The sequence below is a fragment of the Lelliottia wanjuensis genome, from assembly GCF_030238365.1.
Lineage (GTDB): Bacteria > Pseudomonadota > Gammaproteobacteria > Enterobacterales > Enterobacteriaceae > Enterobacter > Enterobacter wanjuensis.
In genome coordinates, this window is sequence record NZ_JASSOT010000055.1 from 38,094 (window position 1) to 62,365 (window position 24,272).

Below are 24,272 nucleotides of genomic sequence, written 5' to 3' on the forward strand. Positions count from 1 at the left end.
CATCATGAAAAATACCTTTCCTGCGATGCTGCTCGGTCTGAGCTTTCAGGCAGCCGCCGGTTTAACCGTGGTGGCCGATCTGGGCGGCGAGTCCACAGCCCCCTTGTACGAGGCCATTCAGCCGGATGACGGGAATACGCCACCCTCCCCGCATTCCGTTCCCCCGGCGTTCAGTGAAAACACTATACTGCCCGTGATCTCGCCACACCTGCATCCCGGCCCGGCGGCTTCCCGCCCGCTGTCGCTCCCCGGCTTCTCGCCACTGTTTCTGACCGGCGTCGATCCCTTTTCACTGCGCTGGCTGAAACAGCATCACCAGGCGCTTCTCACCTTACAGGCCACCGGGCTGGTGGTGAATGTCGCCACATCGGCGCAACTGGAGAACCTGCGCCAGCAGGCTCCCGGGCTGACGCTGCTGCCGGTCAGCGGTGAAGATTTGGCGCAGCGCCTGAAGCTGGAGGCTTATCCGGTGCTGATCACCGAAACCGGACTGTCACAGTGAGTAATCGCCACGTTATTGAAACCCTGCTGCGCCCGGCGGTGGAGCTGTACAGCGCCATCACCGCGCTGGCGGCGGCCTGTCTGTGCCTGGCCGCGCCCTGGTCCCTGATGCTGTCGCCCTCTGTCAGCAGGGTGATGGCGGGTGGCTTTATGGCCTTTGCCCTTTTCCGCGGACATCAGGGCATGACCATTCTGCGCTACCGCCGTAATATCCGCCGTCTGCCGCGCTATGTGCTTACGAGTCAGCAGATCCCCGTGAGCCACCGGGATCTGTTTATCGGGCGGGGGTTTCGCTGGCAGCCCGGACATACCCGGCGCCTGCTGGCCTGCCGCCGCCCGGAAGCGGAGCGCTATGTCCTTCCAGGGCAGTTGTACCGGCAGGCCCGCGGGCTGGAAAAACGGGCAGAGCACCGCTGCCCGTGGCTGAACCGCCTGCTCTCCTGCGGGAGTATCCTCAACCCGGTGCGCCCGTTACCCGCCGTCGGCGGGAGTGCCCTGCTGCACGGCATTGAACTGAAAGAGTGCGCCGTCACGCTGCCACTGAGCGAACGTCCCGGCCACACCCTGGTGTTGGGCACCACCCGCGTGGGCAAAACCCGGCTGGCGGAGCTGTTTATCGCACAGGATATCCGGCGCGGTGAGGTGGTGATTGTCTTTGATCCAAAAGGCGACGCCGATCTGCTCCGGCGCACCCGGGCAGAAGCCCGACGCGCGGGGCGTGAGGATGCGTTTTATCTCTTTCATCTGGCGTACCCCGATATTTCAGCGCGCTACAATGCGGTAGGCCGGTTTGGGCGCATCTCCGAAGTGGCATCGCGTATTGCCGGGCAGCTTTCGGGGGAAGGGAACTCCGCCGCCTTTCGTGAGTTCGCCTGGCGCTTTGTGAATATCATCACCCGCGCCCTGGTGGCGCTGGGGCAGCGACCGGATTATCAGTTGATCGCCCGCCATGTTCTGAATATTGACGATCTGTTTATCGATTACGCCCGCTATTATTTATCGCAGAATACGCCAAAAGCATGGGAAACCATTGCCCGGATAGCCGGTCAGGTCACGGATAAAAACACGCCCCGTAACCTTCAGGGGCGCGACAGTTATGTTGTCGCGCTGGAGCAGTATCTGGCGGCTACCCGATGCTACGATCCCATTATGGATGGCCTGCGATCAGCGGTGCGTTACGACAAAACCTACTTCGACAAAATCGTCGCCTCGCTGCTGCCGCTGCTGGAAAAACTCACCACCGGCAAAACCGCGCAGCTGCTGGCCCCCTGCTACAGCGATCTGAATGACCCACGCCCGATCTTCGACTGGCAGCAGGTGATCCGTAAACGCGGCATCGTCTACGTCGGGCTGGATGCGCTTTCCGACAGCGAAGTGGCGTCGGCGGTGGGGAACTCGATGTTTGCCGATCTGGTCAGCGTCGCCGGGTATATCTATAAGTTCGGCGTGCATGACGGCCTGCCGGGGGCAGCCGCAACCCGTATCCCCATTAACCTGCATTGTGATGAATTCAGCGAGCTGATGGGGGATGAGTTTATCCCGCTCATCAACAAAGGCGGTGGCGCTGGCGTGCAGGTCACGGCCTATACCCAGACCCTCTCCGATATCGAAGCCCGCACCGGCAACCGTGCTAAAGCAGGCCAGGTGGTGGGCAATTTCAACAACCTGATCATGCTGCGTGTGCGGGAAACCGCCACTGCGGAACTGCTGACCAGCCTGTTGCCTGAGGTTGAGGTCCTGACCAGTACGGTGACTTCCGGCGTGACCGACTCCTCCGAACCGCAGAGCCAGACCGATTTTATCAGCAACACCCAGGACAGGGTCAGCGCCCTCAGCGTTCCGCTACTCGAACCTGCGGCATTAATTCAGCTTCCCAAAGGTCAGGCGTTCGCCCTGCTGGAGGGCGGGCAGTTGTGGAAAATTCGCCTGCCCCTGCCCGCCAGTGAAGATGACGATATCCCTGATGATATTCAGTATCTGGCAGAGGAGATGCGCCAGCACTATCACAGCGGCGAACGGTGGTGGCACGGAACAGGGGGAGCGGAACCGCCCACTGATGCTGCTGAGGTTCAGGGAACAGGAAGCGCGGATGAGTGATCACGTCAGTCCGTCGCCTTCCCCCGGCCATAAAGGCCCGGTAACTATCCTGTTCGCTCTGGCAGGTCAGGTTATCGCCACGCTGCTGGCGGCGCTGTTTTTTCGTCTGCTGGCGGAGTGGACGGGCATCGCGTTCTTCTGGCCCGAACAGGGTGCGGAGCATGCACACCAGATGATGAACCGGGAACTGGCATGGTTTTCCGGCAATATTGTTCGCAGCGTGGTGATGGCCGACCCGTCGGGTCATCTGAATCAGGCATTACTTCAGGTCTGGCAGTGGCTGTTTGTCGATACCGGAGTGATCATCTGGGGTGAACAGCAACATTATCGTTTTCTGGCGAATACCGCCGACTGGCGTCACGGGCTGAATACGTATCTCCAGGCCACGGTCTGGACCGTGCTGACCTTCACGCTGCGCCTGTTTTTACTGCTGCTGACGGCCCCGCTGTTTGTGCTGACCACGCTGACTGGCGTGGTGGACGGTCTGGTACGCCGCGATATCCGCCGCTTTGGCAGCGGCTATGAATCCGGGTTTATTTACCATCATGCCCGGCGCACCCTACGTCCGGTGGTGTTTTTACCGTGGCTGATTTATCTGGCACTGCCGTTTACGGTGCATCCTGCTTTTATTTTGCTGCCTGCGGCGTTGCTGCTGGGGGTGTCGGTGTCTGTGACGGTGGGAGCATTTAAGAAATATCTATAGTATTCAGCCGTATCCAGACCTGCCAGTAGGTTATCAGGACTCCTGTATCCATCAGGGCAGGCATATCTCTCGGTGCGTTAACCTGTATCTTATGGGCAAAAGATCATTTGTTATGCTGCCAGCTCAGATTAGCTGTTTTGCCATGAATTGCAGTGTTCCATCCAGTTAAGACGCATAAAACATAATAAAAGTGACCGCGACCAGCCCTATGACAGCCTGAACACTGAGAAAGTAAAGCCAGGTACGAACATTGAGTTTATCAACGGCCTCCTGATATTTTCTTGCCGCTTCTGCCGCCGCTTTATCGGCCTGCTGGAATTTGGCACTCAGGAGTTCTGCCGTCCGGTTTGCTGTAGTCTCTGCAGTACTATGAATACTGCTGATAACGTCATTTTCCAGCCTTTGAAGACGAGCCTCTGCTTTCTCAATAAAAGAAGAGAGTGCAACTGTAGCAGTTCTGGCTTTTTCGCCATCACGCTCTGCAGCATTCAGCAATTTTTCAGCTGCGTCAAAAAATAGCTGAATATCATGATCGGTAATAGGCTCTTTCATATTACATTCCATAGCTCCACCCACGCTCGTGGGCTTTCTGTTTATGTTCCATATTCAATGTTTTTTCCCTGATTAGCTCTTTATTATTCTGGTAATCCATCCACCGACTGTAAGACATATTGAGTTCCATCAGGTCATCAAGGGCAACGAAATTCATTCCGCCTTCCGAACCCACAATGACTATCAGGGCACCAACTCCTGTCTCCCCGACGCCCTGGCACCAGCGTACAAGTTTCAGATAGTCTTTTTCCTCTTGATTCCGTTGCTGGTTTTTTGTCGCAATAGCATCATCTGCGATAGATTCTATAAAACTCTCCAGCACGAATGGCTGTTTTGAGTGAGGCTTACCGGTAAACGCGTCAATGTACGGTGAAAAGATGCTTTCAACACCATTGAGAAAGGAAGGCGCTGTTTCTACATACCAGTGAACCTTTCGGGATATTTCTTGCTCCTGCTGCTTGCCCTCAAGGACTATTGATAACTTTTTGTATTTGGACAACTCTTTTTTTGAGCGATTTCCTTTAGCCTTAAACTCAATAAGACGCAACGTACCGGGGAACGCAAGCAGTAAATCCCCCAGCGCTTTATCTTCTGGCGTTTGTTGTAGCAGGCTGACAGCACCCGGCAAATACCCCGATTTCAGCCGCTTTCCTACTGAAACTCCCAGCCCATAGAGAAAATTTCCAATCACCACATTTTCATACAGTTTCACGGTATCCCCCACTTTCCTCTCCATCAGTCGGATATTGTCTGCCTGATAATTGCTTTCCTCAAGAAAACAATTAACTAAGGCAGCGCTCTCATGATTGCATCACCTTATTATCTCCCGCAAAGCAATCCTGGAGACAATTATCATGAAAGGCATTGCACTGTTTACCACTATGGCGCTCGCCTGCACCGCCCATGCCGCCCCTACCTCTGAGCAGGCTAATCTGGCGCTGCTGACCCGGCAACTGAACCAGATGGAAAGCACGCTGCAACGTGCTGAAGCCGAAGCCAGCCTCGCACCGGATACCCGTTTTCGTTTCGATTACCCTCAGGCATTCGACGATCTCCGGACTATCCGGTACGGCATCCACGATTACCTGGCCCCTTCCCGCACGCAGCCGCGCAATGTGACGGCCCTCTCCGGCCTGTACCGCCGTGAGGCCCGGGCTGATGAGTGATGAACAACTCTCTGCCTTTCAGGCCGGAAGCTCGTCAAAACCCGCTGACGTCAATCTGGTGCTGTTGGGGCTGCTCTGTGCGGCGCTGTTTCTGTGGGCAGGCTGGTGTCTGGTCAGCCTCTACCGGGGGTTTTCCACCGGTTCGCTGACCCTGCGCCACCTTGGCGGCGTGGCTGCCCGCCTCTTCTTATTGCTGCTGGTCAGTTTCTGGCTGGTGCTCAGTTGAACGCTTTCAGGGAGTCATATTATGCCGTTGCGTATCCGCATGCTTCTGTCGTCACTGGCGATAGTCCTGCAACCGCTTACCGCCCATGCCGACCTGCCGGAGATGGAAGATCCTTCCCGTGGCAAGGGCGAGGGCATCATGGAGACCCTGCAGAACTACGGGTATGACATTGTTGTCCTGATGTCGCTGGCGATTTGCGCCGTCGGGTTTCTGGTGGTTGCCAACAGCTGTATTGGCACCTATGCCGAGATCCAGAACGGCAGAAAACAGTGGAAAGATTTAGGTGCGATGGCCGGGGTCGGTGCGATTTTGCTGGTGATCGCCATCTGGCTGCTGACCGAAGCCGGGGACATTCTGTAATGACGATAACAATTGAGTTTCTGCCCGACCGTCTGAACCGGGAGCCCGTGGTGTTTCGCGGGATGACCACCATGGAGCTGCTGCTGGTCTTTCTCTGCGGTTTTTTCGCCGGCCTGCTGGGCGGTATTTTCCCGGCGTTCGCCCTGCATATCTGGGCGCTGATCCCGACGGGCGCGCTGGTCGGTGCCACCTTCTGCGTGCTGGCGGGAGGGCGCGCTATGTCGCGTCTCAAACGGGGTCGCCCGGATACCTGGCTGTACCAGAGCCTCAACGCCTTTCTGGCCCGTCGGGGGCTGGGCGATCCCCGCCTGGTTCAGCACAGCGCCGTCTGGACAATCCGCAGGAGCGAAAAATGATGAGCCCGTTTAAGCACGCCCTGGCCGCGAGGGATGCACATATCGCCACGCTGCGTCTGACGCTGGGCATGATGGCGGTGATTATCCTGGCGCTCGGGTACGGCTGGTATCGCGCGCCTCAGAACCTCACCATTCATATTCCCCCTGATTTACGCCACGGCAGCACCCGCCCCTGGTGGGACATTCCCCCCGGCGATATCTACGCCTTCACCTTTTACATTTTTCAGCAACTGAACCGCTGGCCCAATAACGGCGATAATGATTACCCGCAAAACATCGCCCGGCTGCGGGCGTATCTGACCCCGGCCTGCCAGGCCCGGCTGAACCAGGACTGGCAGCAGCGTAAGGACCGGGGTGAACTGCGCGAACGCGTGCGCGGCGTCTATGAAATCCCCGGGCGGGGTTTTAAACCGGAACGGGTGACGGTGTTAAGCCGCGACAACTGGACGGTGATGCTGGATTTGAGCGTGGATGAATACTACCAGGCAGAGCCCGTCAAGCGGGCGCTGGTGCGCTATCCGGTGAGCGTGGTGCGTTTTGATATCGACCCGGAGAAAAATCCCTGGGGGCTGGCCCTCGACTGCTTTGCCGGTACGCCCCGGAGACTGGAAGCCGCCACACCGGAGACCACACCATGAAAATCCCCTCAGTGTTGCTGTGTCTGTTTTCCCTGCTCTTTATCACTGACGCCGGCGCCACAGCGCTGATGCAGTGGGAGCGCCTTCCCCTGCCGGTTGCGCTGCATGTCGGGCACGAGCGGGTGGTGATGGTGAACAAAAATGTCCGCGTCGGCTATCCCGCCGGGCTGGACGGTAAGCTGCGTATTCAGAGCAGCGGCGGCACGGTCTACCTGAAAGCCAGCGCGCCCTTTCCCGATGCCCGCCTGCAACTGAAGGATATGGACTCAGGCGCGTTGATCCTGCTGGACGTCAGCGCCAGCGACGGTGAGGCGCTCGAACCGGTTGAGCTGCACTACGATAACGCCGTCTACGGCAATGACGCCACGGCCCACCCGGCTCAGGAGCCTGACGACACCCCGCCCACGACCGCACTTCCCCTCGCACCCGCGCCGGTGGCGCTGACCCGTTATGCCGCCCAGATGCTGTATGCGCCGCTGCGCACGGTGGAGCCCCTCGCGGGCGTTCGCGAGGTGTCGCCCCGGTTGCCCGACAGCATCACCACCCTGCTGCCGGGAGCGCCGGTCAGCGCCTCGCCACTGGGAGCCTGGCAGCTTGCCGGGGATACCGTCACCGCCATCCGCCTGCAGAATCAGGGCGCACAGCGGGTCACGCTGGATCCCCGGTCGCTGCAGGGCGACTTTTACGCCGCCACCTTTCAGCACCCGTGGCTGGGGGCCAGCGGTTCACCGGAAGACACCACGGTGGTGTATCTGGTCACCCGGGGAGTCCAGGCCGACCGCGCCATTCTGCCGGAGCCTCAAAACACGGAGAAACGGTAATGCAGATAAAATCCAGTCGTTTGCTGAAGTTGCTGCTCCCGCTGGTGCTGCTGGCAACCGCCTTTATCATCCTGAAAACCTGTTCTGCGCCCACGGGAAAAAAACCGGTACGTGCCGATACGGTAGCCGATCTCAGAAACGACGAGCTGAAAGCGCTGGGCATTGACGGCGATACACCTGCTGATACGGTCGCCACACTGGTCGGTCAGATGAAACAGTACCGCGAAGAGGTGGCCACACTGCATAAGGACAGCGCCGTCCTCGTTCAGGAAAACCAGCGACTGCGCCAGCGCGATCAGAGCGTGGAAAAACGCATCAACGCTGCCATCCACCACGAGCGGGAAAATTTCAGCAGCGAACTGCAACAACAGCAGACCACGCTGCTGGATAACTTTCAGCAAAAGCTGGATCAACTGACCCGCAAACCGTCGGGCGCTGACGGTGAAATGCCGGTCGGTCTGGGCCTGGAGGGAGAAACCCTGCCTGCCGGGGCCGTTCGCTGGGTGGAGCCCGATGATGCCATGACGGTCGATCCCCGCCATCCGCGCGGCAGTGACATTCAGTTTCCCCGTCAGTTTGGCCGGGCGCAGGAGACCACGGCAGACCCGCCGGAGACGACCTCCACAAGGGCGACGGATAAAACAACACCGGAGGATGATGCCACGCCCGTCTACACCCTGCCGGAAAACAGCACGCTTATTGGCTCGGTGGCGATGACTGCTCTGCTGGGGCGCGTGCCGATCAACGGTACGGTCAGTGACCCTTATCCGTTCAAAATCCTGATTGGGCACGACAACCTGATCGCCAACGGCATCGAACTGCCGGATGTCGAAAGCGCGGTGATGTCCGGGACGGCATCGGGCGACTGGACGCTGTCGTGCGTGCGCGGCAACGTGCATTCCATCACCTTTATTTTCCAGGACGGGACAGTGCGCACGCTGCCGCAGCAGAGCGACAGCGGCGATAACAGCAACAGCGGTAAATCCCAGGACGCCACGATTGGCTGGCTCTCCGACTCGCAGGGGCTGCCCTGCATTCCCGGCGAGCGTAAAACCAACGCCGGTGAATATCTCTCTTCTCAGTTTTTGCTGGCGGGGTCGGCGGCGGCCACCGACGCCTTTGCTAACGGCGAGACCACCACCACCGTCGAAGACGGCTCCATTACCTCCGCCGTCACCGGCAGCAACGGCCAGTATGTGCTGGGTCAGGCGCTGGGGGGCGGGCTGAAAGAGTCCGCAGACTGGTTCAAACAACGCTACGGGCAGATGTTTGACGCCATTTACGTCAAACCCGGCCAGGCCGTCGCCGTTCATATCACCCGCCAGTTACGCATCGATTATGAATCTCACGGGCGCAAAGTGAAGTATCCCACTGCCACCCCACACGCCGGGGGACTGGACTGATGGACAGAATGATGATTTTTTCAGCGCTGGCAGCATGTCTGCTCGCAGGCTGCTCCACATCCCAGGAAACGCTGCTGCCGGTGGATGCGAATACCAGCATGATGACGCTCTGGAGCCAGCGCGGTGGTAGCACACAGGCGCTGACGGAACAGCGCAGCCAGCTTCGCAGACCGCTGAATGACCCGGCGGCGTTAACCCGCGAACAGCAGGGCTATACCCGCAGCGCCGCCGGTGAAATTCAGTCGCAGTTTGTGCGCCTGCCGGACCCCGATATGGTGATGTATATCTTCCCGCACCTGGCGGGCGATGACGCCGTCCCGGTTCCCGGTTATTCCACGGTGTTCCCTTTTTACACCCGGGTGCAGTACGCCATGCCCGGCGAACGCACGGGAGATCTGTGATGACGCAGCCCCCAACAGCACGCCCCCGCAGCGGCAGGCTGACTCAGCGGGAGATGGACGCAATGTACCAGAAAGGCCCGTCATTCACCGATCTGCTGCCGTGGGTGGAATATCAGCCGGACAGTCAGACGCTGTTGCTGGATGACGGTCGCTCGGTCGGCGCGGTGTATGAGGTCACGCCCGTGGGTACCGAAGGCCGCTCCCAACCGTATCTGGCGCAGATCCGCGATACGGTCAAGGATGCCCTGCAGGACACCTTTGAAGAACGGGATCGCAACCCGTGGGTGGTGCAGTTTTATTGCCAGAACGAGGACGATCTGTCCGGTTATCTCGATACGCTGCGCCACTATGTCGCCCCGTCAGCGCAGGGCTCGGCCTTCAGCGAGGCCTGGCTCGGTGAGATGGCTCGCCACCTGCGGGGCATTTCAACACCCGGTGGCCTGTTTTTTGACGATGTGGTGACGCAGACCCCGTGGCGGGGCCAGCGGCAGTGCACCCGGATGGTGATTTATCGCCGCACGGACAGCGGGGATGACACCCGTTCGGGCTCTCTCCCGGCAGAGGAGATCCTCAACAACGCCTGCGCGCGCCTGTGCCAGGCGCTGGCCGGGGCCGGGCTGACGGCGCGGCGACTGTCTGAAACGGCGCTGCGCCACTGGCTGGTTCGCTGGTTTAATCCTGCGCCACCCGGCGAGTCTGCGCAGGCGTTTTACCGCACGGTCACGCAAACCGATGTGCCTGATGAAAACACACTGCCGGTACTCACCGATTTTGCCGAATCACTGCTGTTCAGCGAGCCGGTCTCCGATGCCGCGCAGGGATGCTGGTACTTTGATAACCGTCCCCACTGTGCGGTGGTCGTAGACCGGCTGCGTAAAGCCCCACAAATCGGCCATCTGACCGGCGAATACCGTAAGGGCGACAGCATTAACACCCTGTTCGATCTGCTCCCGGAGTCCACCACCATGGCACTGACGCTGGTGATCAGCCCGCAGGATCGTCTGGAAGCGCATCTGAACCGTCTGGCAAACCGCGCCATCGGCGAAAATACCGAATCGGAATACACCCGCCGGGACTGCCGTGAGGTGAAGGAGTTTCTGAAAGACGGGCATAAGATGTACCGCTCTTCACTGGTTTTCTACCTGTCGGCAGCGGATATTGCCACCCTGAATAAACAGCGCCGCCAGCTTAACAGCGTGCTGCTCAACGCCGGACTGGCCCCGGTACAGGAGGAGAATGACGTTGCACCGCTGGGTAACTGGCTGCGCTGGTTGCCGATGAACTTTGATCCTGCCCGCGACAAACGCCAGCTGTATACCCGATTTAACTTTGTTCAGCACATTGCCAGCCTGCTGCCGGTATTTGGCCGGGAAACCGGCACCGGGCATCCGGGGATCAGCTATTTCAACCGGGGTGGGGCACCGCTGGATTTTGACCCGCTGAACAAAGAGGACCGCAGCAAAAACGCCCATCTGTTGCTGCTGGGACCGACCGGAGCCGGTAAGTCCGCCACCCTCAACGGCAAGATTGCCCAGCTCATGGCGCTGCACCGCCCGCGCCTGTTCATCATTGAGGCCGGGAACAGCTTCGGCCTGATGGCGGATTACGCGAAGCGCCACGGTCTGACGGTGAACAAAATCAGCCTGAAACCGGGCAGCGGCGTCACCCTGCCGCTGTTTGCCGATGCCTGGCGTCTGGTGGAACAGGCTGCGAGCGCCGATATTCCTGATGACGAAGAACAGGCTGAGCAGGACGGCGATGACCAGCGCGATATATTGGGTGAGATGGAGATTACTGCCCGGCTGATGATCACCGGCGGTGAGGCGAAGGAAGACGCAAGGCTAACCCGCCCCGACCGGGCGATGATCCGCCGGGCGATTTTATCTGCGGCTGAGCAATGTTATCAGGAGAAGCGCCAGACGCTGACCCAGGATGTCCGTGACGCGCTGTTTGCCCTGGCCGCTGACATTACCTTACCGGAGAACCGCCGCGCCCGCGCGTATGAGATGGCGGAATCCATGCACCTGTTTTGTATCGGTTTTGAAGGGGAGCTATTTAACCGCGAGGGACAGGCGTGGCCGGATGCGGATATCACGCTGGTGGATCTCGCCACCTTCGCCCGCGAAGGGTACGAAGCCCAGCTTGCCATCAGTTATATCTCGCTGATTAATCACATCAACAACCTCGGCGAGCGCACCCAGCACCAGTCCCGCGCCATCGTCAATATCACCGACGAGGCGCATATCATCACCGTCAACCCGCTGCTGGCGCGCTTTCTGACGAAAGGCTCGAAGATGTGGCGTAAGCTGGGGATCTGGCTGTGGCTGGCGACGCAAAACCTGGCGGATTTCCCGGACGATGCGAAAAAGCTGCTCAATATGATCGAATGGTGGGAACTGCTGGTGATGCCGCCGGAAGAGGTGGAACAACTGAAGCGGTTCAAAACGCTGACGCCGGAGCAGGAACAACTGCTGCTGTCGGCCAGCAAATCGCCGGGGAAGTATACCGAGGGTGTGGTGCTGGCAAGCAAGATTGAGGCGCTGTTTCGTGTTGTGCCGCCGGGGCTGTATCTGGCGCTGGGAATGACGGAAAAACATGAAAAAGCGGAACGGGCCCAACTGATGCGTGAACAGAGGATCAGTGAGCTGAATGCAGCGATTCTTATTGCTCAGCAGATTGATCGAAAGCGCAGGTTAATGGCTCCTGAATAAATATCAAATTCACTGCAGGGTAACATTCGCTCTCAACCTCGCCATTTGTGGGCAGATAAGTCTCTTGAGCCACTGACTGGCAGGTTTCTGGCATCCCGGTGGGCGTCACTGACTACAGTCTGTAAGAAGAGTGAGGCTATTGACCTGGCGGCATGAAAACCGAAAGAGCCTATCAAGCGTCGACCAAACGCCCCTATCCTGGTTTAGGTAAATGTGAACCTGCAGGGATATGCCATGAGGTTTAATGACTACTCTGAGTAAATAATTAAAAAGTGGAGATCCACCGAGAGTAAATGCCTGACTGAGCATTTTATGGGATGATACACACATGAAAACGGGAGATATTGAGTGAACATTATACCGATTCGGGGCGACTCCGGATGGACCGCGCTGGAATTCTTTGCGGGTATCGGCCTGGCGAGAGCCGGAATGGAACTGGTGGGAATCAAGACTGTTTGGTCTAACGACTATGACCTGAACAAAAAATCGATGTATGAAGGCCATTGGAAATCTCACAAGCTTTTGCTGGCAGACGTTCATGGCCTGAAAAGCGAAGACCTGCCGGCCGCAGATGTTGCCTGGGCCTCCTCACCCTGCACCGACCTTAGTCTGGCAGGTAAGCGTGTAGGCTTGCGGGGGGGAAGAGAATCATCCGCATTCTTCGGTTTTACTGATCTGCTTGCGGGTATGAATGAACGCAGACCTGAAGTGATCGTGCTTGAAAATGTCATAGGTCTTGCCTCCTCCCACAACAGGGAAGATTTGAGAGCTGCGGTTAAAGAGTTTAACGCGTTAGGTTATGCCGTCGATGCCATCACTCTGGACGCCCGACGTTTTGTGCCACAGTCCCGCCCCCGGTTGTTCCTGATTGGCGTAAAAAATCCAATTGGTGGTGGTGAACAGGACACGTGTCTTAGACCAGACTGGCTCTCCTGGTTACATAAAGACCCTGAAGTACATACCTTCATGATGCCTTTACCCAAAGCACCTGATCTGCTGAGCCAGGGCTTCTCGCAGGAAATTGAGGTCATACCGGACAACGATCCGCGATGGTGGAACGCTGACAAAGTCGCCCTGTTTAAAGAATCGATGGCGACAGTTCAGCGCGAGAGGTTAGAACACTTTGTCGCACTGGACAGTACTACTGCCCGCACAGCCTATCGCCGGACACGTAATGGTATTCCCGTATGGGAAATGAGAGCTGAAGATATTTCCGGATGTCTGCGCACAGCACGAGGCGGTTCCTCCAAACAGGCTGTTGTCGTCATGGGGCACGGCGCATTGAAAATCCGATGGATGACCGGGCTTGAGTACGCGCGTCTGATGGGGGCTGGCTGGTACACGCTGGAAAATCTGCGTGACTCTCAGATTCAGTATGGTTTCGGGGATGCCGTCGCGGTTCCTGTAGTTGGCTGGGTGGCCAGGCACATGGTCCTGCCGCACCTGGAGGCGGCAAAAAAATCACACGGAATAAAAGTGAATGAAGAGTAAGTCGGGTTACAACGAAGCTTATCTTGCAGCGGCAATTTCCTGGTACGAAGGAGAACGGGCTAAAAGTGGTTCGATAAATACCAACGTCATGAATGCGGGACTGATTGTCTCACGCATGATGGCTGATGGTATGCCCATTACTGATGAACGACTGTATAGTGAGGGGAAAAGCCAGGTGCGAGGACTTAGCGGCACCACTATATCCAGGATTCTGGAACAGCATGGCGAAACCCGCGTTTTTACCCGTGAAGGGGGACGCACCTCCAGGGGGACTATCTTTCTTGCGGCAGCGTTTCGGGATGTGCTGAACAGTACTCAGGTTAATGGAAATGAGCCTGTCGACGTGGCATTGGTTTCAAATCAGCTTGAAGCTTTCTTCACTCAATGTGTGCGTCTGGACTATTTTGACAAGCAAAGGATAGCGGTCGACCTGGATTACAGTAAGCCAGTTGCCTCTGTGGTAAGCGATATTCTTAACGCAGCGGCAGAACGTTCTGACAAGCCTACCGGAGCGGTACTCCAGCATCTTATCGGAGCCAAACTTCAGTTGCGCTTTCCCGATGTAAAAATCGGCAGCGACAGAGCCAATGCAGCTGATTTGCACACTGACCGTGAAGGCGATTTCCAGGTAGGGACAACGGCATTTCACGTCACCACCGCACCCATGGAAAAGTTGATTTCACGTTGTGTCGAAAACAAGCGTGCAGGTTACAGGCCAGTCATACTGACTCTTGAAAGCAAGGTCATTGCTGCACGCCAGATGGCTGATAACGTCGGAATGTCTGAGCAGATTGCCGTCCAGGCAGCAGAAACTTTTATCGGCAACAACATTGAAGAGATTGCTACTTATGACGGCGATAAAATCCGTGAGGGTCTTGCAATGCTTATCCGAACATACAACGCCCGAATCAATACTATCGAAATAGATAAATCTCTTATGATTGATGAACCTCGCTGGATCGTTAACATACTGACCGGTTCCTGAGATACATTAAGGACCAGCAAAGTCGCATTATGCCACTATACCTAAGCCGCATATAAGCCCAGCGGCTTGATTGAACCGGCGAAGCGTAGCTATCCTGCTAGTTTGGTGTCTGTACTGATTTCGCTCACTTCATTTTTACCCATCAAAATTGCCTGATGTGATTTAAGAAGTGCTTCACTAATTTTCGTGCTACAAAATCCGCCATGTTCAGGGCTAAATTGACAGCCCTGAACGAATTTTGACAAGCAGGTCAAAGGGTCAGCGAATCCATGCCTGAGGCTCGATAATTGCGCTGCTATGCTCCCCGGCATCTGATGCGCTGTGTATGAAGGGGTCCACTTCGTTCATAGCAGACAGGAACAACCAGACGTTAAAAGCAACACAGGTAACACCCCAGTATCGATATACTCAGCCCCTGCCTGCGTCAATCTGTCCACTTCATGCGGTACTTCCTCCATCAATCCCGGCAGATAAAGCTCCATCAGTGCTTCGCCAATGGTCTCTGGATGTTCGTCAAGAAACAAATTGAACGCTTTCGCCGGCGGGACTCTCCGGACTGAATTCTGCACTCAGCAGCAACACGCATGATTTCCAGCGCCAGGGGATTAATTAACGTATTGTGATCCCTGCTATCTATCCTCAACCAGACGTGACGTACGGTATTTTATCGTCAGAATGCACGCAGAAAAATCCCTCTCACGCATATTCAGTTGTTTACTGCCCTCTCCCCACCAGCAGCGTTAAATCCGGTATCAGGCTCACTCACCGGGGGATGCAATGCAACGCACTCTTTTTTTACTGTTGCTGCTCTTCGCCACTGCTCCGACAGCGCTGGCCCAGACCGTGATTTACACTACGGCACAACATCCGGTAAAAACACCGGAACAGGGTGTTCTGGTTTTCCGGCTGGATGAAGCTTCGCAACTGGAGCAGTCGCTGTTTCCCCACCTGTCGGATAACCTGGAACAGGCGGAGCAGCAGGCCCGACGCATAATGCAGCATCCGGGCTGGCAAACCCACGAAGCGCAGTTTACCTTCTCTTATCAGACACTTATCGCCGCCTGGTCTGCCGGAATAGCCAAAACGCCCGCTATCGTCTTTGATGACCGTTACGTCGTCTACGGCACCACCGATATTGCGCTGGCGCAGCAGTTGCTCAGTAAATGGCGGGAGAAGAGACCATGAATCCTTCCCGCCTGCTTTTCCCCCTTCTGCTGGCAGTACTACCGGCACAGGCGCTGAACACCGCGCAGATTATTGCCTCGTCGTTATCCGCTGACTGTCTGCACTACCGCATTGTCGGCATCTGCTACTGGCTGTACTGCACCCCCTTTGGCTGTTCGGTCAGAACCTCGGTGAAAGTGAAACATAGCCTGCCGGACCTGGTGGTCTCCACCTATGCCGTACCCGGCCATAACCCGTGGCAGGAGATGGCGTTTATTGGCAGCCCCATACCCGGTGTGGCGGAGGGCGGCGGTGATACCAATCCCCGTGAGGGTGATCCGAAGACCAAAATTCGTTTCAAAAATGCGGATGCTTTCGGTCATCCGGGCGGCGAGACGTTTTATAAATTTCTGAGCGGCTTTGGCTACAACTGCCGCAGCCCGGCAGTGGCGTTTCAGCCCTACTTCGTCAGTACGTTTGATGCTGCCGCCTGGCGTACCGGCATCCCGGAAAGTTTTTACCCCGAAGCGCTGACGCCCGGATTACGTGAGGTCGGCCAGACCGGCGACCTGTGGGGCAATGTTTATCCCCGGGCCGGCGCGTTGGGGCAAACTCACGACTATAAAGCCGGGGCCGTTATCGCGCAGCGTAGCGCCGATATCGTTACCCGCACCGGTCAGCCGCACGTCTATCTGCCGCTGACTACATCCCCCCGGGACGGCTACTGGCCACCCGATCCAGTGCAAGAGAACCAGCCGGATAACCACGGCTGGCAGATGCTCTCCCCCGCAATGAGCCAGCAGTGCATCACCTTTCCCGACCGGAGCTCCGAAGACGCTTACGCCGACAGACTTTCGGATACGGGTGGCTACGCCTGGACGCTCTGGCGGCCCTACAGCTGTTGCCAGCGGCGGGGCCAGACCTTTTTAGGCAGTACCGGAGGCTGACTGATGACTCGTTATCTTTTTTCCCTGCTGATAACCGGCACACTTTGCGTATCGCTGCCCGCCCTGGCGGATAACGGTATTCCACAGACCCGCGGCGCAATTGCCGACACCCTCTACTACCAGATTGGCGGCGGCGTGGCGCTGACGCCTGCCGCCAGCCGACGGAATACGTCGCTTATCAATGTTGGCGTGGGCTGGAGTTCAGATCTGATGTGCGGCAACTTTGATATCGACACTACTGTCAAAAATCAACTTAACGGTGTGACCGATGGCTTTCAGGATCTGATGGGCGAGGTTATCGAAAACGCCACGTCCGCCGTCGCCAGCCTACCCGCGATGGTGATCCAGCGCGCCAATCCGCAGCTCTACGATCTGCTGACCAACGGCGTTCTCCAGGGGCGGCTGGATTTTGATAAGTCACAACTGAGCTGCAAGAACATGGCGCAGAAGATGACCGACTATGCGTACAACTCCGCCTGGACTCAGGCCGCAAAAGCGGAGAATTACCAGAGCATCGTCGCCGGGGAACCGGATGCGGTGCGCGCCGAGCAGGAGGCCAGTAAAGCTGCCGCTAAAAACGGCAAACGCTGGGTGGGTGGCAAACAGCGCGGCGGTCAGGGACAATCGCCCATCAGGGTGATCACCGATACCACCACCGCAGGCTACAACATTCTGAATAGCCGCAGCGTTACCGACCAGAGCACGATTTCAGATACCACCTGTGAAGGGGAGCTGTGCCATCTGTGGCCCTCCCCGGACGACGCCGCACAATGGATGACCCGCGTGATTGGCGAACAGAACATCAATGTATCGCCGGAAAATGACACCTCCGGCAGCGGCAGTAACCGCAGCGGCGCGCAGGCGGGCACCGGGCTGACGCCGTTGATTGACGAGGAGCAGGAAAAGATCGCCCAGGCACTGAGCGACCTGGTCAACGGTAACCTGAAGCCCACAACGGAAAATCTGGCAAAAGCCAGCGGCGGGCAGATCCGGTTAACCCGGGGCGTGGTGGAGGCGCTGAGGGACGATCCGGATGCCGCAGTCCTGGCGGAGCGGCTGTCGGGGGAAATGGCGATCGCCCGGGTGATGGAGCAGGCACTCACGGCCCGTCGCACCCTGCTGGCGGGGATGCGCGAACCCAATATTGCCACAGAAAAGGAGGCACAGTCGCAGTTAAACCAGGCCACGATGCAGCTGGACAGAGAACTGGATCAGCTGCGTCTGGAGCTGGAAATGCGCCAGTCGCTGACCAGCAATACCGGCAGCACCATTCTGCAGCGCAAAATTCAGCGCGACACCACCCGGGGCCAGGCCATCGGTGTGGAGGATGACGGCGATGCGCGGGTTAACGGGCTTCATCAGGATCAGACGAAGGAGTAAATCATGCGACGCCGCGTAAAAAACATCCTGACCCTGATACCAGCGCTGCTGGTTGTCGCCGCCATCGCCGGTTTATCCGTCCGGTTCGCCGGGCAGACACTCCACTGGCGGGAAACGCTGAAACAGGCCCGCGTCGCGCTGCTCATCTGGCGGCTGTGCCTGTACAGCCTGATGGCCGGTTTATGGCTGTCGCTGCGCCAGCGCTGGCTGAAGCAGGCTCCGGCGCGTCTTCCGGCGCTGAACCGGATGGCGGTCTGGTCGCTCGTCCTGCTGTTGCTCGGCGAGATAAGCAACGGGCTACAGGAAGGAGATACCCCATGACCGCCCACAGCTACCTGGAATATGCCCTCACCCTGCTGGGCTGGCTGATGAATAACGGGATCTGGAACACCCTCACTGCCACCGGGCTGTTTGCCCTGCCGCTGCTGATTAAGCTGGTCGCCGTCTGGCTGAAAGCCCGTGAGCAGGGGGTGGACGAAGGCAATACCGGAGCGCTCACCGTCGCCTGGATGGAGAACATGGTGTACATGGCGATGGTCGTTATTATGTTCACCTGTGTGCCGCTGCTGAATGTCGATATCACGACGATGAAATTTGATATGACGCGCTCGAAGCAGTGCAATATCTCGCTGGCGCAGCCCGATGATACCGGCTACAAACCGCTGATCAATGAGGTGAGCGGCAAAACCGCCGCCATCCCGGTGTGGTGGTATCTGGTGCATACCCTGTCAAAGGGGCTGGTCAATGCCGCTACAGCTTCCCTGCCCTGTCAGCCCGACCTGCGGCAAATTCGCTTTGAGGTGCAGCACACCCGGCTGTCCGATCCGGTGCTGGGTCAGGAGCTACAGGATTTTGTCCAGTCCTGCTATGCCCCGTCGCTGGCGCGTCTGAAGCAGCACACCACCGGCCTGTCGCAGGAGGAAACTGACGATATCGCCTGGATTGGTTCGTCGTATTTTTTGGCGCAGCCCGGCTATTACGATACTGACCGTGCTTACTCGCCCCTCTCCCGGTGGCCTTACGATGAGAACAGGGATGCCGGGCTCGTCGATACCGGTAACGGCGGCTATCCCACCTGTAAACAGTGGTGGTCTGATTCCGATATCGGTTTAAAGCCCCGGGTGCTGGCGCTGGTGAAGACGGATATCTGGCAGGCGCTGCAGAAACTGAGCTACAGCCAGGCCGAGTATGAAGAGGCGGTGCTGCGTTCGGTGGTCAGCCAGCGCAATATGGAAGTGTCGCAGTCCGGGCGGGTGTATCCCGGCTTTGGGGGCAATATCGATACCACCGTGATGAACCAGATTACCCGCAATGGTGCGACGGCGGGCCATGCTCTTGCCTCACTGGTGGCGTTTCCGGCCTTTGACTCACTGCGCCAGGCGCTGCCGATGGTGCAGGCGGTGCTGCTGATGGCGCTGGTGATTTGCTTTCCACTGGTTACCCTGTTTTCTGCGTATAACGTGAAAGTGGTACTGACGCTGACCTTTGCCCAGTTTGCGCTGATGTTTTTAACCTTCTGGTGGGAACTGGCCCGCTGGCTGGACGGCTCATTGCTCAGTTTGCTCTACGACAGCGATACCCACAGTTACTGGAATATGGCGGGGATCCAGAATACCCAGGATGATCTTATTATGATGTTTGTTACCGGCACGCTGTTTATCGTGCTGCCGGGCTTTTGGTTCACGGCGGTCAGTTGGGCGGGAATACAGCTGGGGGGCGCGCTGGATGGCGCATTGCGCAACGGGACTGCTGATATTAAAAATGCCGGGGGTAAGGCACGGGAACTTATGATGCAGCTGGCCGGGAAGCTGGTGAGATCGGGCGGGGGTTAAAAAGTTAATGAGGGTGCAATTTATATTGACTCAAATTTGATCTGGCAGTGCTCTGCATTTGACCATGGCTTAACCAGCCCGGCGGTTATGAGCGAGGAGCGGACATTGGCCCCACAGAGGATAACTAAACTTTTTTTTGGATATTCTCTAAAAGCGAATGGTCCGGTTTACCGGGATGCTTACATCCGCAGATCATTCATGCAATGGATAAGGCTCAGGGCAACATTTCCAGCGGTGACACTATTAGGATTGTGTTCGGTGTGGCCACAGTTGAAATTGCCTGCCTGGTCTCAGATTCGCAAATACCAGAAGGGAATCGCGTAATGCTTCCTGGCCTTTACATTAAGGCCAGACAGTACCTGTTGACGGCTGCAGCCGTCATCATGGTGCTTGCTGGTGCCTACTATCTCGGTGGCCAGGCTGCTCGCCGGTCAATGGACATCAAAGCAGAGCGTGAAGACAGAAAGCGCCTGCGACACAGATTGGATGTGAAAAATGACGTTATCAATGCAGTCCGAAGCTCGGATGATACTACCGTTGACGCTCAGCTTGCCGCTGATTGGATGCGTGATTAAGCCGCCGGCTCATGGGGTGTTGTTTTGCGATGCTGCAAACCTGATTGATGTTAGCCATAGCGATCAGCTAAAGCAGGAAACGAAACGTGAGATCCTTTCCCACAACGTTCAAGATGCTACGTTGTGCCATTGGTCAAATCATCGCAACAAGTGATGATTTTGGATGTCTTATTAGCTTCAAAAAAGCAATGACAACCCAGCAAACCCCCTTTGTTTGCTGGGTAACTGACAACCAGCGGCTTGATCATTTTTGAGTAATGACGTAGATTTAGTCAACTGCTGACGAATGCGTCAGTAGTTAATGTAGACCTACGCATACTCGTAGCCTTTTCTCCCTTGATGGAGAACACCGGAGAGGCCAATGTGGCCCACGGCTTAGTTGACCGCATAAGCAATGCTTTCGCGGTTTTCGCTGGAGAGGCCAATGCGGCCCACAGCTAAGGTGGACACATGCACGACGTAATGAACGAAAAACGTTCTATTCAGACAATTCGTGATCATACCAGCATCATTGCCACGTACGCTTTTAAGCAGCATATGCTTCAGGTGCGCACACTTGACAATGAAGGGATGACTGCGCCTGAAGATTTTCACTTCATTGTCACCTTCAAAGATGACGTGGACAATGCTGATGCTACGGTTAAGCCGTTGGCAGAAGCAGTCCTGCTTGGTGATCGCGTTCGTTTCATTGTTAAACCTGCGAAACAGTACCCTGAGATGGCTCGATCAATGGCCGATCTCGTTGAGGTTATTGAACATTCTATTCGTCGTTTCTTTGATACTAATGGTAGAATCATGAGCAATATTAAAGCTAATGATTCTGCTGAGAAATGGCTCCTACACTAATAGAATCCTACAGAAAAGATCTGAGCGGGTGGCCTCACACAGGGGACACTCGTTCTGTTCGTTCCGGCTTCCTCCTTGCCTCCAGGTCACTTTTCAAAATCTCAGAACACGAAATCATCGAACCAGAGGATGATGTCGTTCGCTACGTTCTCATTGAGCGTGTAGGTGCGAACATCGCTGATGTTGAACTGAGCAACATGATTTTAGACTACGAAGATGACGGGCTAAACGAGCAGGACATTATTCAGGAACTTCTCCGATCTGGCGTCGTTGATGAGGCTAATAACGTCACCGCTGGACGGGTTGGGCTTCGTAACTATAGCTTCGTTGAAGATGGCCAGGACATAGATTGTTTCCAGGTCGCTGGAGCTTATATCCAGCCTACGAGCCATCGTAAAGGCATCATGAGCAGGACATATGTTTTCATGCTGAACTGGTATGAGCATTTAGTTTGTGATGATATGCAGACGATACCTGGTGCGCGCATTTGGGCTGGCCCGATGATTCGTGCTGGTGAAGTGCGAATCTATAATGAGAATGGCGGTTCATTCGAAGATGTGCTTGGCGAGAAAGGTATTGGTAGGCATAACGGCTTCCTGCCCTGGAACCGAGGTCGCTTATTTGACACCTCCCAATGGGACCCTAATCAGCTCCAAACTACAGTTCAAAAATTTATCGTGCTGATTATATCCCGAGGAACCTGCCTCAGAATTGGCTTTATCCCCTGAGCCATGACCATCTACTAACCCGCTTCTTGAACTGCACCCGCAATATTATTCGTATTCTTTTAATTTTATTAAATAAAGTAGGTTACCGCATGGGTTTATCAAGAATGGTTGATCATATAAAGCCACTGCTTAGACCAAAAAGTGATCAGCAGTTTTCACACAGCCTGGGCACGAAGCAGCCAGTCAAATCAGACTGCGCCGGAAAGGAAGTAAAGTTCTCAGATTAAAAATCATCCAGTACAGCAAAACAACTTCCTCATTATCTACTTTCATCATAAAGACGATGCTTCACCTGTCTTTCCAGCCCTGCGGGGTTTCGTTATACTCCGCCCGATATGAACAACCACAACACGCCCCCCGATCAAACCATCGCTGACCTGGCCCACCTTGCCTGGTGCGCTCTTGTTGCCCTGCGCTTCGCACAACGCAACGGCCTGGCGCAGCCTCCGCTGATGGAACACACGTTTTTACTACGCTGGCTGGCGACAGCGCAAAAGCAGCGCCGCTTTCCCCGTACCGTCGCTCCAGATATCGACAGCCTGCTGTCGCTCGGGCGTCAGAAAGGTCTGGCTGCCGGACTGTACCAGCGACTGGAATACCTGTGGGAGTCCTGCTCATCACCGGCTAAGCAGCAGTCTGACCTGTTCAGGCTGACTTACGCGATTGAAGCGCTGAAAGCACAGGGCTGGCTCAACGCGGTTATCACCGATGAAGAATGGGATATTCCGGCATTACGTAAGCGTCCCGTTATCGACGTCTGGTAAATCGTCGATAATGGACATGCTTTTTTATTTAATGGACATTATCCTGCCGGAGGGACTGGTCACTGTGTGGTGACATTGGCTGGCGGAAGCTCCACATTCCAGGGCAGAAGATCGCATAACCGCTTTGAGGGCCATTCGCTTATCTCACCTATCACATACCGCAGGTAAGCTTCTGGGTCTACGTCATTTAACCTGCATGTGACTATCAGCGTATACATCAGCGCTGCGTTTTCACCTCCACTGGCCGACCCAACGAACAGATAGTTCCTCCGGCCAACCGCCACCATTCGCAGGGCGTTTTCAGACAGGTTATTGTCTATTTCCACCCAACCGTTACGGCAGAACTCATTCAGCGCAGGCCAGTTATTTTTCAGGTAGGTGAACGCTTCCTTCAGCCCTGAGACTGATGAGTGTGTCGCGGCTTGTTCCCGCCACCAGATGTTTAGTGATGCCATCAGCGGAACGCTTTTTTCCCGCCGGACCGCCAGACGCTCAGCTGCCGGGCTTCCCCGGATCTCCGCTTCTATCGCGTACAACTCTCCGAACCGCTTCAGGGCTTCCGTCGTTATTGCTGTGGGCGTCCTGACGTGAACATCATGGAACTTACGCCGCGCATGAGCCATACATCCCGCTTCCGTTATCTGCCCGTCTGCGTGGAGCGCTTTGTAACCTGCGTAAGCATCTGCCTGTAACACGCCGTTGTATTCCGACAGGTGCGTCCTGGGATGTATGCCTTTTCTGTCCGCTGACCACGCGAACCATGCTGCGGGGGGCATCTCCGAACTGGCACGGCGATCATCTCTGACGTAGACCCATAGCCGGCTGGTCTGGCATTTTCCGTTGCCAGGAGCCAGCAGATTGACGGTTGTATCATCCGTATTCACCTTTCCCGCCTGGAGTACATAGCGGTTCAGTTCGTCGTACAGAGGGCGCAACTTGTACGCTATTGCATCCACCCAACGTTCCAGCGTACTGCGGCTTAGCTCCACGCCCTGTCTGGCATAGATTCCTGACTGGCGATGCAACGGGATGTGATCGCCGTATTTAGCCACTGCTACGTGTGACAACACACCCGCTCCAGCATAGCTGCGATCTATCGGTTTTGGTGGCATCGGGGCCTGCGCTATATGATCACACCGACCACAGGCCGGATCGTTTCGATAACTTTGAAGGTGCTGCTGATGAGCTCCAGTTGTTCCGAGACGCTTTCACCCAACGGCTTCAGCACTCCACCACATTCAGGACAGCAGGTTGCTTCGGGTCTAAGGCTCCGGGTTTCCCGTGGCAGGTGGGCTGGAAGAGGTTTGCGGCGGGCAGACTGTTGCAGTACACGAGGAACGTCTGGATCAGGGTCAGGCCCCAGGACAACATCCATTTCTGCCTGCAACGCTGTCAGCTTTTTCTCCACCGTTATGAGGAGTTTTGTGGCTTTATCGCGGTTTTTCTCACTCCTGCTACCGAACACCATTCGCTGTAGTTTATCGATGTGCGACTTCAGTTTGTCTATTCAAGACGGTAGCTGGTGACCAGCCCTGACAGGTGCTGGTTTTGCACCCGCTGCTCACGCAGCAGGGCTTTTAACAGATTAATATCATCAGGGAGGTTATCGTTCATATCCCGACTTT

25 protein-coding genes and 1 pseudogene are annotated in these 24,272 nt (G+C 56.4%); 23 read left to right on the forward strand and 3 right to left on the reverse strand.

Annotated features, from left to right (window positions below):
- Positions 1–4 precede the first annotated feature (4 nt).
- The 3 genes from QQF33_RS08810 to QQF33_RS08820 are packed head-to-tail and all read left to right on the forward strand — an operon-like array spanning position 5 to position 3,301.
- Entirely contained in the window at positions 5–502 is a 498-nt protein-coding gene (locus tag QQF33_RS08810) for an integrating conjugative element protein (protein WP_285149702.1), read from the forward strand.
- A complete protein-coding gene (gene traD / locus QQF33_RS08815; RefSeq protein ID WP_285149701.1) occupies positions 499–2,598 on the forward strand; it encodes a type IV conjugative transfer system coupling protein TraD in 2,100 nt (699 codons plus the stop codon). Before QQF33_RS08810 ends, traD begins: the two co-directional genes overlap by 4 nt.
- Positions 2,591–3,301, forward strand: coding sequence for a TIGR03747 family integrating conjugative element membrane protein (locus QQF33_RS08820; RefSeq protein ID WP_285149700.1), 711 nt, complete (start codon positions 2,591–2,593; stop codon positions 3,299–3,301). The genes traD and QQF33_RS08820 overlap by 8 nt, the downstream gene beginning before the upstream one ends.
- 165 nt (positions 3,302–3,466) lie before the next feature.
- Here QQF33_RS08820 and QQF33_RS08825 read toward each other — a convergent pair whose 3' ends face one another.
- Together QQF33_RS08825 and QQF33_RS08830 are read right to left on the reverse strand one after the other, a co-directional pair.
- Positions 3,467–3,853 (reverse strand): hypothetical protein, encoded by a 387-nt coding sequence (locus QQF33_RS08825; protein ID WP_285149699.1) that lies wholly within the window; start codon positions 3,851–3,853, stop codon positions 3,467–3,469.
- Position 3,854: 1 nt separating this feature from the next.
- On the reverse strand, positions 3,855–4,565 hold the full coding sequence (locus QQF33_RS08830) for a hypothetical protein (RefSeq protein ID WP_285149698.1): 711 nt from the start codon (positions 4,563–4,565) through the stop codon (positions 3,855–3,857).
- A gap of 142 nt (positions 4,566–4,707) precedes the next feature.
- Here QQF33_RS08830 and QQF33_RS08835 point away from each other — a divergent pair, with 142 nt between their 5' ends.
- The 20 genes from QQF33_RS08835 to QQF33_RS08930 all read left to right on the forward strand — a co-directional run bounded on the left by QQF33_RS08835 (position 4,708) and on the right by QQF33_RS08930 (position 22,647).
- Entirely contained in the window at positions 4,708–5,019 is a 312-nt protein-coding gene (locus QQF33_RS08835; RefSeq protein WP_285149697.1) for an integrative conjugative element protein, RAQPRD family, read from the forward strand.
- The gene (locus QQF33_RS08840) at positions 5,012–5,245 is read left to right on the forward strand and encodes a TIGR03758 family integrating conjugative element protein (RefSeq protein WP_285149696.1); all 234 of its coding nucleotides are present in this window, start codon (positions 5,012–5,014) and stop codon (positions 5,243–5,245) included. Before QQF33_RS08835 ends, QQF33_RS08840 begins: the two co-directional genes overlap by 8 nt.
- A gap of 21 nt (positions 5,246–5,266) precedes the next feature.
- Positions 5,267–5,605, forward strand: coding sequence for a TIGR03745 family integrating conjugative element membrane protein (locus tag QQF33_RS08845; RefSeq protein ID WP_390888466.1), 339 nt, complete (start codon positions 5,267–5,269; stop codon positions 5,603–5,605).
- Positions 5,605–5,961 (forward strand): TIGR03750 family conjugal transfer protein, encoded by a 357-nt coding sequence (locus QQF33_RS08850; protein ID WP_285149695.1) that lies wholly within the window; start codon positions 5,605–5,607, stop codon positions 5,959–5,961. The genes QQF33_RS08845 and QQF33_RS08850 overlap by 1 nt, the downstream gene beginning before the upstream one ends.
- Complete coding sequence (locus QQF33_RS08855; protein WP_285157736.1) at positions 5,961–6,599, forward strand: PFL_4703 family integrating conjugative element protein; 639 nt, start codon at positions 5,961–5,963, stop codon at positions 6,597–6,599. The genes QQF33_RS08850 and QQF33_RS08855 overlap by 1 nt, the downstream gene beginning before the upstream one ends.
- Complete coding sequence (locus QQF33_RS08860) at positions 6,596–7,420, forward strand: TIGR03749 family integrating conjugative element protein (RefSeq protein ID WP_285149694.1); 825 nt, start codon at positions 6,596–6,598, stop codon at positions 7,418–7,420. The genes QQF33_RS08855 and QQF33_RS08860 overlap by 4 nt, the downstream gene beginning before the upstream one ends.
- On the forward strand, positions 7,420–8,823 hold the full coding sequence (locus QQF33_RS08865) for a TIGR03752 family integrating conjugative element protein (RefSeq protein WP_285149693.1): 1,404 nt from the start codon (positions 7,420–7,422) through the stop codon (positions 8,821–8,823). Before QQF33_RS08860 ends, QQF33_RS08865 begins: the two co-directional genes overlap by 1 nt.
- Positions 8,824–8,831: 8 nt before the next feature.
- Complete coding sequence (locus QQF33_RS08870; protein WP_285149692.1) at positions 8,832–9,224, forward strand: TIGR03751 family conjugal transfer lipoprotein; 393 nt, start codon at positions 8,832–8,834, stop codon at positions 9,222–9,224.
- The gene (locus QQF33_RS08875) at positions 9,224–11,935 is read left to right on the forward strand and encodes a conjugative transfer ATPase (protein ID WP_285149691.1); all 2,712 of its coding nucleotides are present in this window, start codon (positions 9,224–9,226) and stop codon (positions 11,933–11,935) included. Before QQF33_RS08870 ends, QQF33_RS08875 begins: the two co-directional genes overlap by 1 nt.
- A gap of 348 nt (positions 11,936–12,283) precedes the next feature.
- On the forward strand, positions 12,284–13,426 hold the full coding sequence (locus QQF33_RS08880) for a DNA cytosine methyltransferase (RefSeq protein ID WP_285157689.1): 1,143 nt from the start codon (positions 12,284–12,286) through the stop codon (positions 13,424–13,426).
- Positions 13,416–14,411, forward strand: a complete 996-nt coding sequence (locus QQF33_RS08885; RefSeq protein WP_285149688.1) for a DUF4928 family protein — start codon at positions 13,416–13,418, stop codon at positions 14,409–14,411. Before QQF33_RS08880 ends, QQF33_RS08885 begins: the two co-directional genes overlap by 11 nt.
- Before the next feature lie 777 nt (positions 14,412–15,188).
- Complete coding sequence (locus QQF33_RS08890) at positions 15,189–15,596, forward strand: TIGR03757 family integrating conjugative element protein (protein ID WP_285149687.1); 408 nt, start codon at positions 15,189–15,191, stop codon at positions 15,594–15,596.
- Positions 15,593–16,522: a TIGR03756 family integrating conjugative element protein gene (locus tag QQF33_RS08895; protein WP_285149686.1), complete on the forward strand. Its 930-nt coding sequence runs from the start codon at positions 15,593–15,595 to the stop codon at positions 16,520–16,522. Before QQF33_RS08890 ends, QQF33_RS08895 begins: the two co-directional genes overlap by 4 nt.
- A 3-nt stretch (positions 16,523–16,525) precedes the next feature.
- The gene (locus QQF33_RS08900; RefSeq protein WP_285149685.1) at positions 16,526–17,902 is read left to right on the forward strand and encodes an integrating conjugative element protein; all 1,377 of its coding nucleotides are present in this window, start codon (positions 16,526–16,528) and stop codon (positions 17,900–17,902) included.
- A gap of 3 nt (positions 17,903–17,905) precedes the next feature.
- Positions 17,906–18,223 (forward strand): hypothetical protein, encoded by a 318-nt coding sequence (locus tag QQF33_RS08905; RefSeq protein WP_285149684.1) that lies wholly within the window; start codon positions 17,906–17,908, stop codon positions 18,221–18,223.
- Positions 18,220–19,734 carry a conjugal transfer protein TraG N-terminal domain-containing protein gene (locus tag QQF33_RS08910; protein ID WP_285149683.1) on the forward strand — a complete coding sequence of 505 codons (1,515 nt, stop codon included), beginning with the start codon at positions 18,220–18,222 and terminating at the stop codon, positions 19,732–19,734. The genes QQF33_RS08905 and QQF33_RS08910 overlap by 4 nt, the downstream gene beginning before the upstream one ends.
- A gap of 203 nt (positions 19,735–19,937) precedes the next feature.
- The gene (locus tag QQF33_RS08915) at positions 19,938–20,309 is read left to right on the forward strand and encodes a hypothetical protein (protein WP_285149682.1); all 372 of its coding nucleotides are present in this window, start codon (positions 19,938–19,940) and stop codon (positions 20,307–20,309) included.
- Between the two features lie 450 nt (positions 20,310–20,759).
- Positions 20,760–21,155, forward strand: a complete 396-nt coding sequence (locus QQF33_RS08920; RefSeq protein WP_285149681.1) for a hypothetical protein — start codon at positions 20,760–20,762, stop codon at positions 21,153–21,155.
- Positions 21,140–21,883 carry a hypothetical protein gene (locus tag QQF33_RS08925; protein WP_285149680.1) on the forward strand — a complete coding sequence of 248 codons (744 nt, stop codon included), beginning with the start codon at positions 21,140–21,142 and terminating at the stop codon, positions 21,881–21,883. The genes QQF33_RS08920 and QQF33_RS08925 overlap by 16 nt, the downstream gene beginning before the upstream one ends.
- A gap of 335 nt (positions 21,884–22,218) precedes the next feature.
- Positions 22,219–22,647 (forward strand): DUF2913 family protein, encoded by a 429-nt coding sequence (locus QQF33_RS08930; RefSeq protein WP_285149679.1) that lies wholly within the window; start codon positions 22,219–22,221, stop codon positions 22,645–22,647.
- Positions 22,648–22,706: 59 nt separating this feature from the next.
- Here QQF33_RS08930 and tnpC read toward each other — a convergent pair.
- Positions 22,707–24,261: pseudogene (gene tnpC, locus QQF33_RS08935) on the reverse strand (IS66 family transposase).
- Positions 24,262–24,272 lie beyond the last annotated feature (11 nt).

Bases quoted from the DNA above. Each gene is read 5' to 3' on its own strand.
- QQF33_RS08810 (WP_285149702.1), top strand. From the start codon at position 5: ATGAAAAATACCTTTCCTGCGATGCTGCTCGGTCTGAGCTTTCAGGCA.
- QQF33_RS08820 (WP_285149700.1), top strand. From the start codon at position 2,591: ATGAGTGATCACGTCAGTCCGTCGCCTTCCCCCGGCCATAAAGGCCCG.
- QQF33_RS08825 (WP_285149699.1), bottom strand. From the start codon at position 3,853: ATGAAAGAGCCTATTACCGATCATGATATTCAGCTATTTTTTGACGCA.
- QQF33_RS08835 (WP_285149697.1), top strand. From the start codon at position 4,708: ATGAAAGGCATTGCACTGTTTACCACTATGGCGCTCGCCTGCACCGCC.
- QQF33_RS08840 (WP_285149696.1), top strand. From the start codon at position 5,012: ATGAGTGATGAACAACTCTCTGCCTTTCAGGCCGGAAGCTCGTCAAAA.
- QQF33_RS08845 (WP_390888466.1), top strand. From the start codon at position 5,267: ATGCCGTTGCGTATCCGCATGCTTCTGTCGTCACTGGCGATAGTCCTG.
- QQF33_RS08850 (WP_285149695.1), top strand. From the start codon at position 5,605: ATGACGATAACAATTGAGTTTCTGCCCGACCGTCTGAACCGGGAGCCC.
- QQF33_RS08855 (WP_285157736.1), top strand. From the start codon at position 5,961: ATGAGCCCGTTTAAGCACGCCCTGGCCGCGAGGGATGCACATATCGCC.
- QQF33_RS08860 (WP_285149694.1), top strand. From the start codon at position 6,596: ATGAAAATCCCCTCAGTGTTGCTGTGTCTGTTTTCCCTGCTCTTTATC.
- QQF33_RS08865 (WP_285149693.1), top strand. From the start codon at position 7,420: ATGCAGATAAAATCCAGTCGTTTGCTGAAGTTGCTGCTCCCGCTGGTG.
- QQF33_RS08870 (WP_285149692.1), top strand. From the start codon at position 8,832: ATGATGATTTTTTCAGCGCTGGCAGCATGTCTGCTCGCAGGCTGCTCC.
- QQF33_RS08875 (WP_285149691.1), top strand. From the start codon at position 9,224: ATGACGCAGCCCCCAACAGCACGCCCCCGCAGCGGCAGGCTGACTCAG.
- QQF33_RS08885 (WP_285149688.1), top strand. From the start codon at position 13,416: ATGAAGAGTAAGTCGGGTTACAACGAAGCTTATCTTGCAGCGGCAATT.
- QQF33_RS08890 (WP_285149687.1), top strand. From the start codon at position 15,189: ATGCAACGCACTCTTTTTTTACTGTTGCTGCTCTTCGCCACTGCTCCG.
- QQF33_RS08895 (WP_285149686.1), top strand. From the start codon at position 15,593: ATGAATCCTTCCCGCCTGCTTTTCCCCCTTCTGCTGGCAGTACTACCG.
- QQF33_RS08900 (WP_285149685.1), top strand. From the start codon at position 16,526: ATGACTCGTTATCTTTTTTCCCTGCTGATAACCGGCACACTTTGCGTA.
- QQF33_RS08905 (WP_285149684.1), top strand. From the start codon at position 17,906: ATGCGACGCCGCGTAAAAAACATCCTGACCCTGATACCAGCGCTGCTG.
- QQF33_RS08910 (WP_285149683.1), top strand. From the start codon at position 18,220: ATGACCGCCCACAGCTACCTGGAATATGCCCTCACCCTGCTGGGCTGG.
- QQF33_RS08915 (WP_285149682.1), top strand. From the start codon at position 19,938: ATGGATAAGGCTCAGGGCAACATTTCCAGCGGTGACACTATTAGGATT.
- QQF33_RS08920 (WP_285149681.1), top strand. From the start codon at position 20,760: ATGCACGACGTAATGAACGAAAAACGTTCTATTCAGACAATTCGTGAT.
- QQF33_RS08925 (WP_285149680.1), top strand. From the start codon at position 21,140: ATGGCTCCTACACTAATAGAATCCTACAGAAAAGATCTGAGCGGGTGG.
- QQF33_RS08930 (WP_285149679.1), top strand. From the start codon at position 22,219: ATGAACAACCACAACACGCCCCCCGATCAAACCATCGCTGACCTGGCC.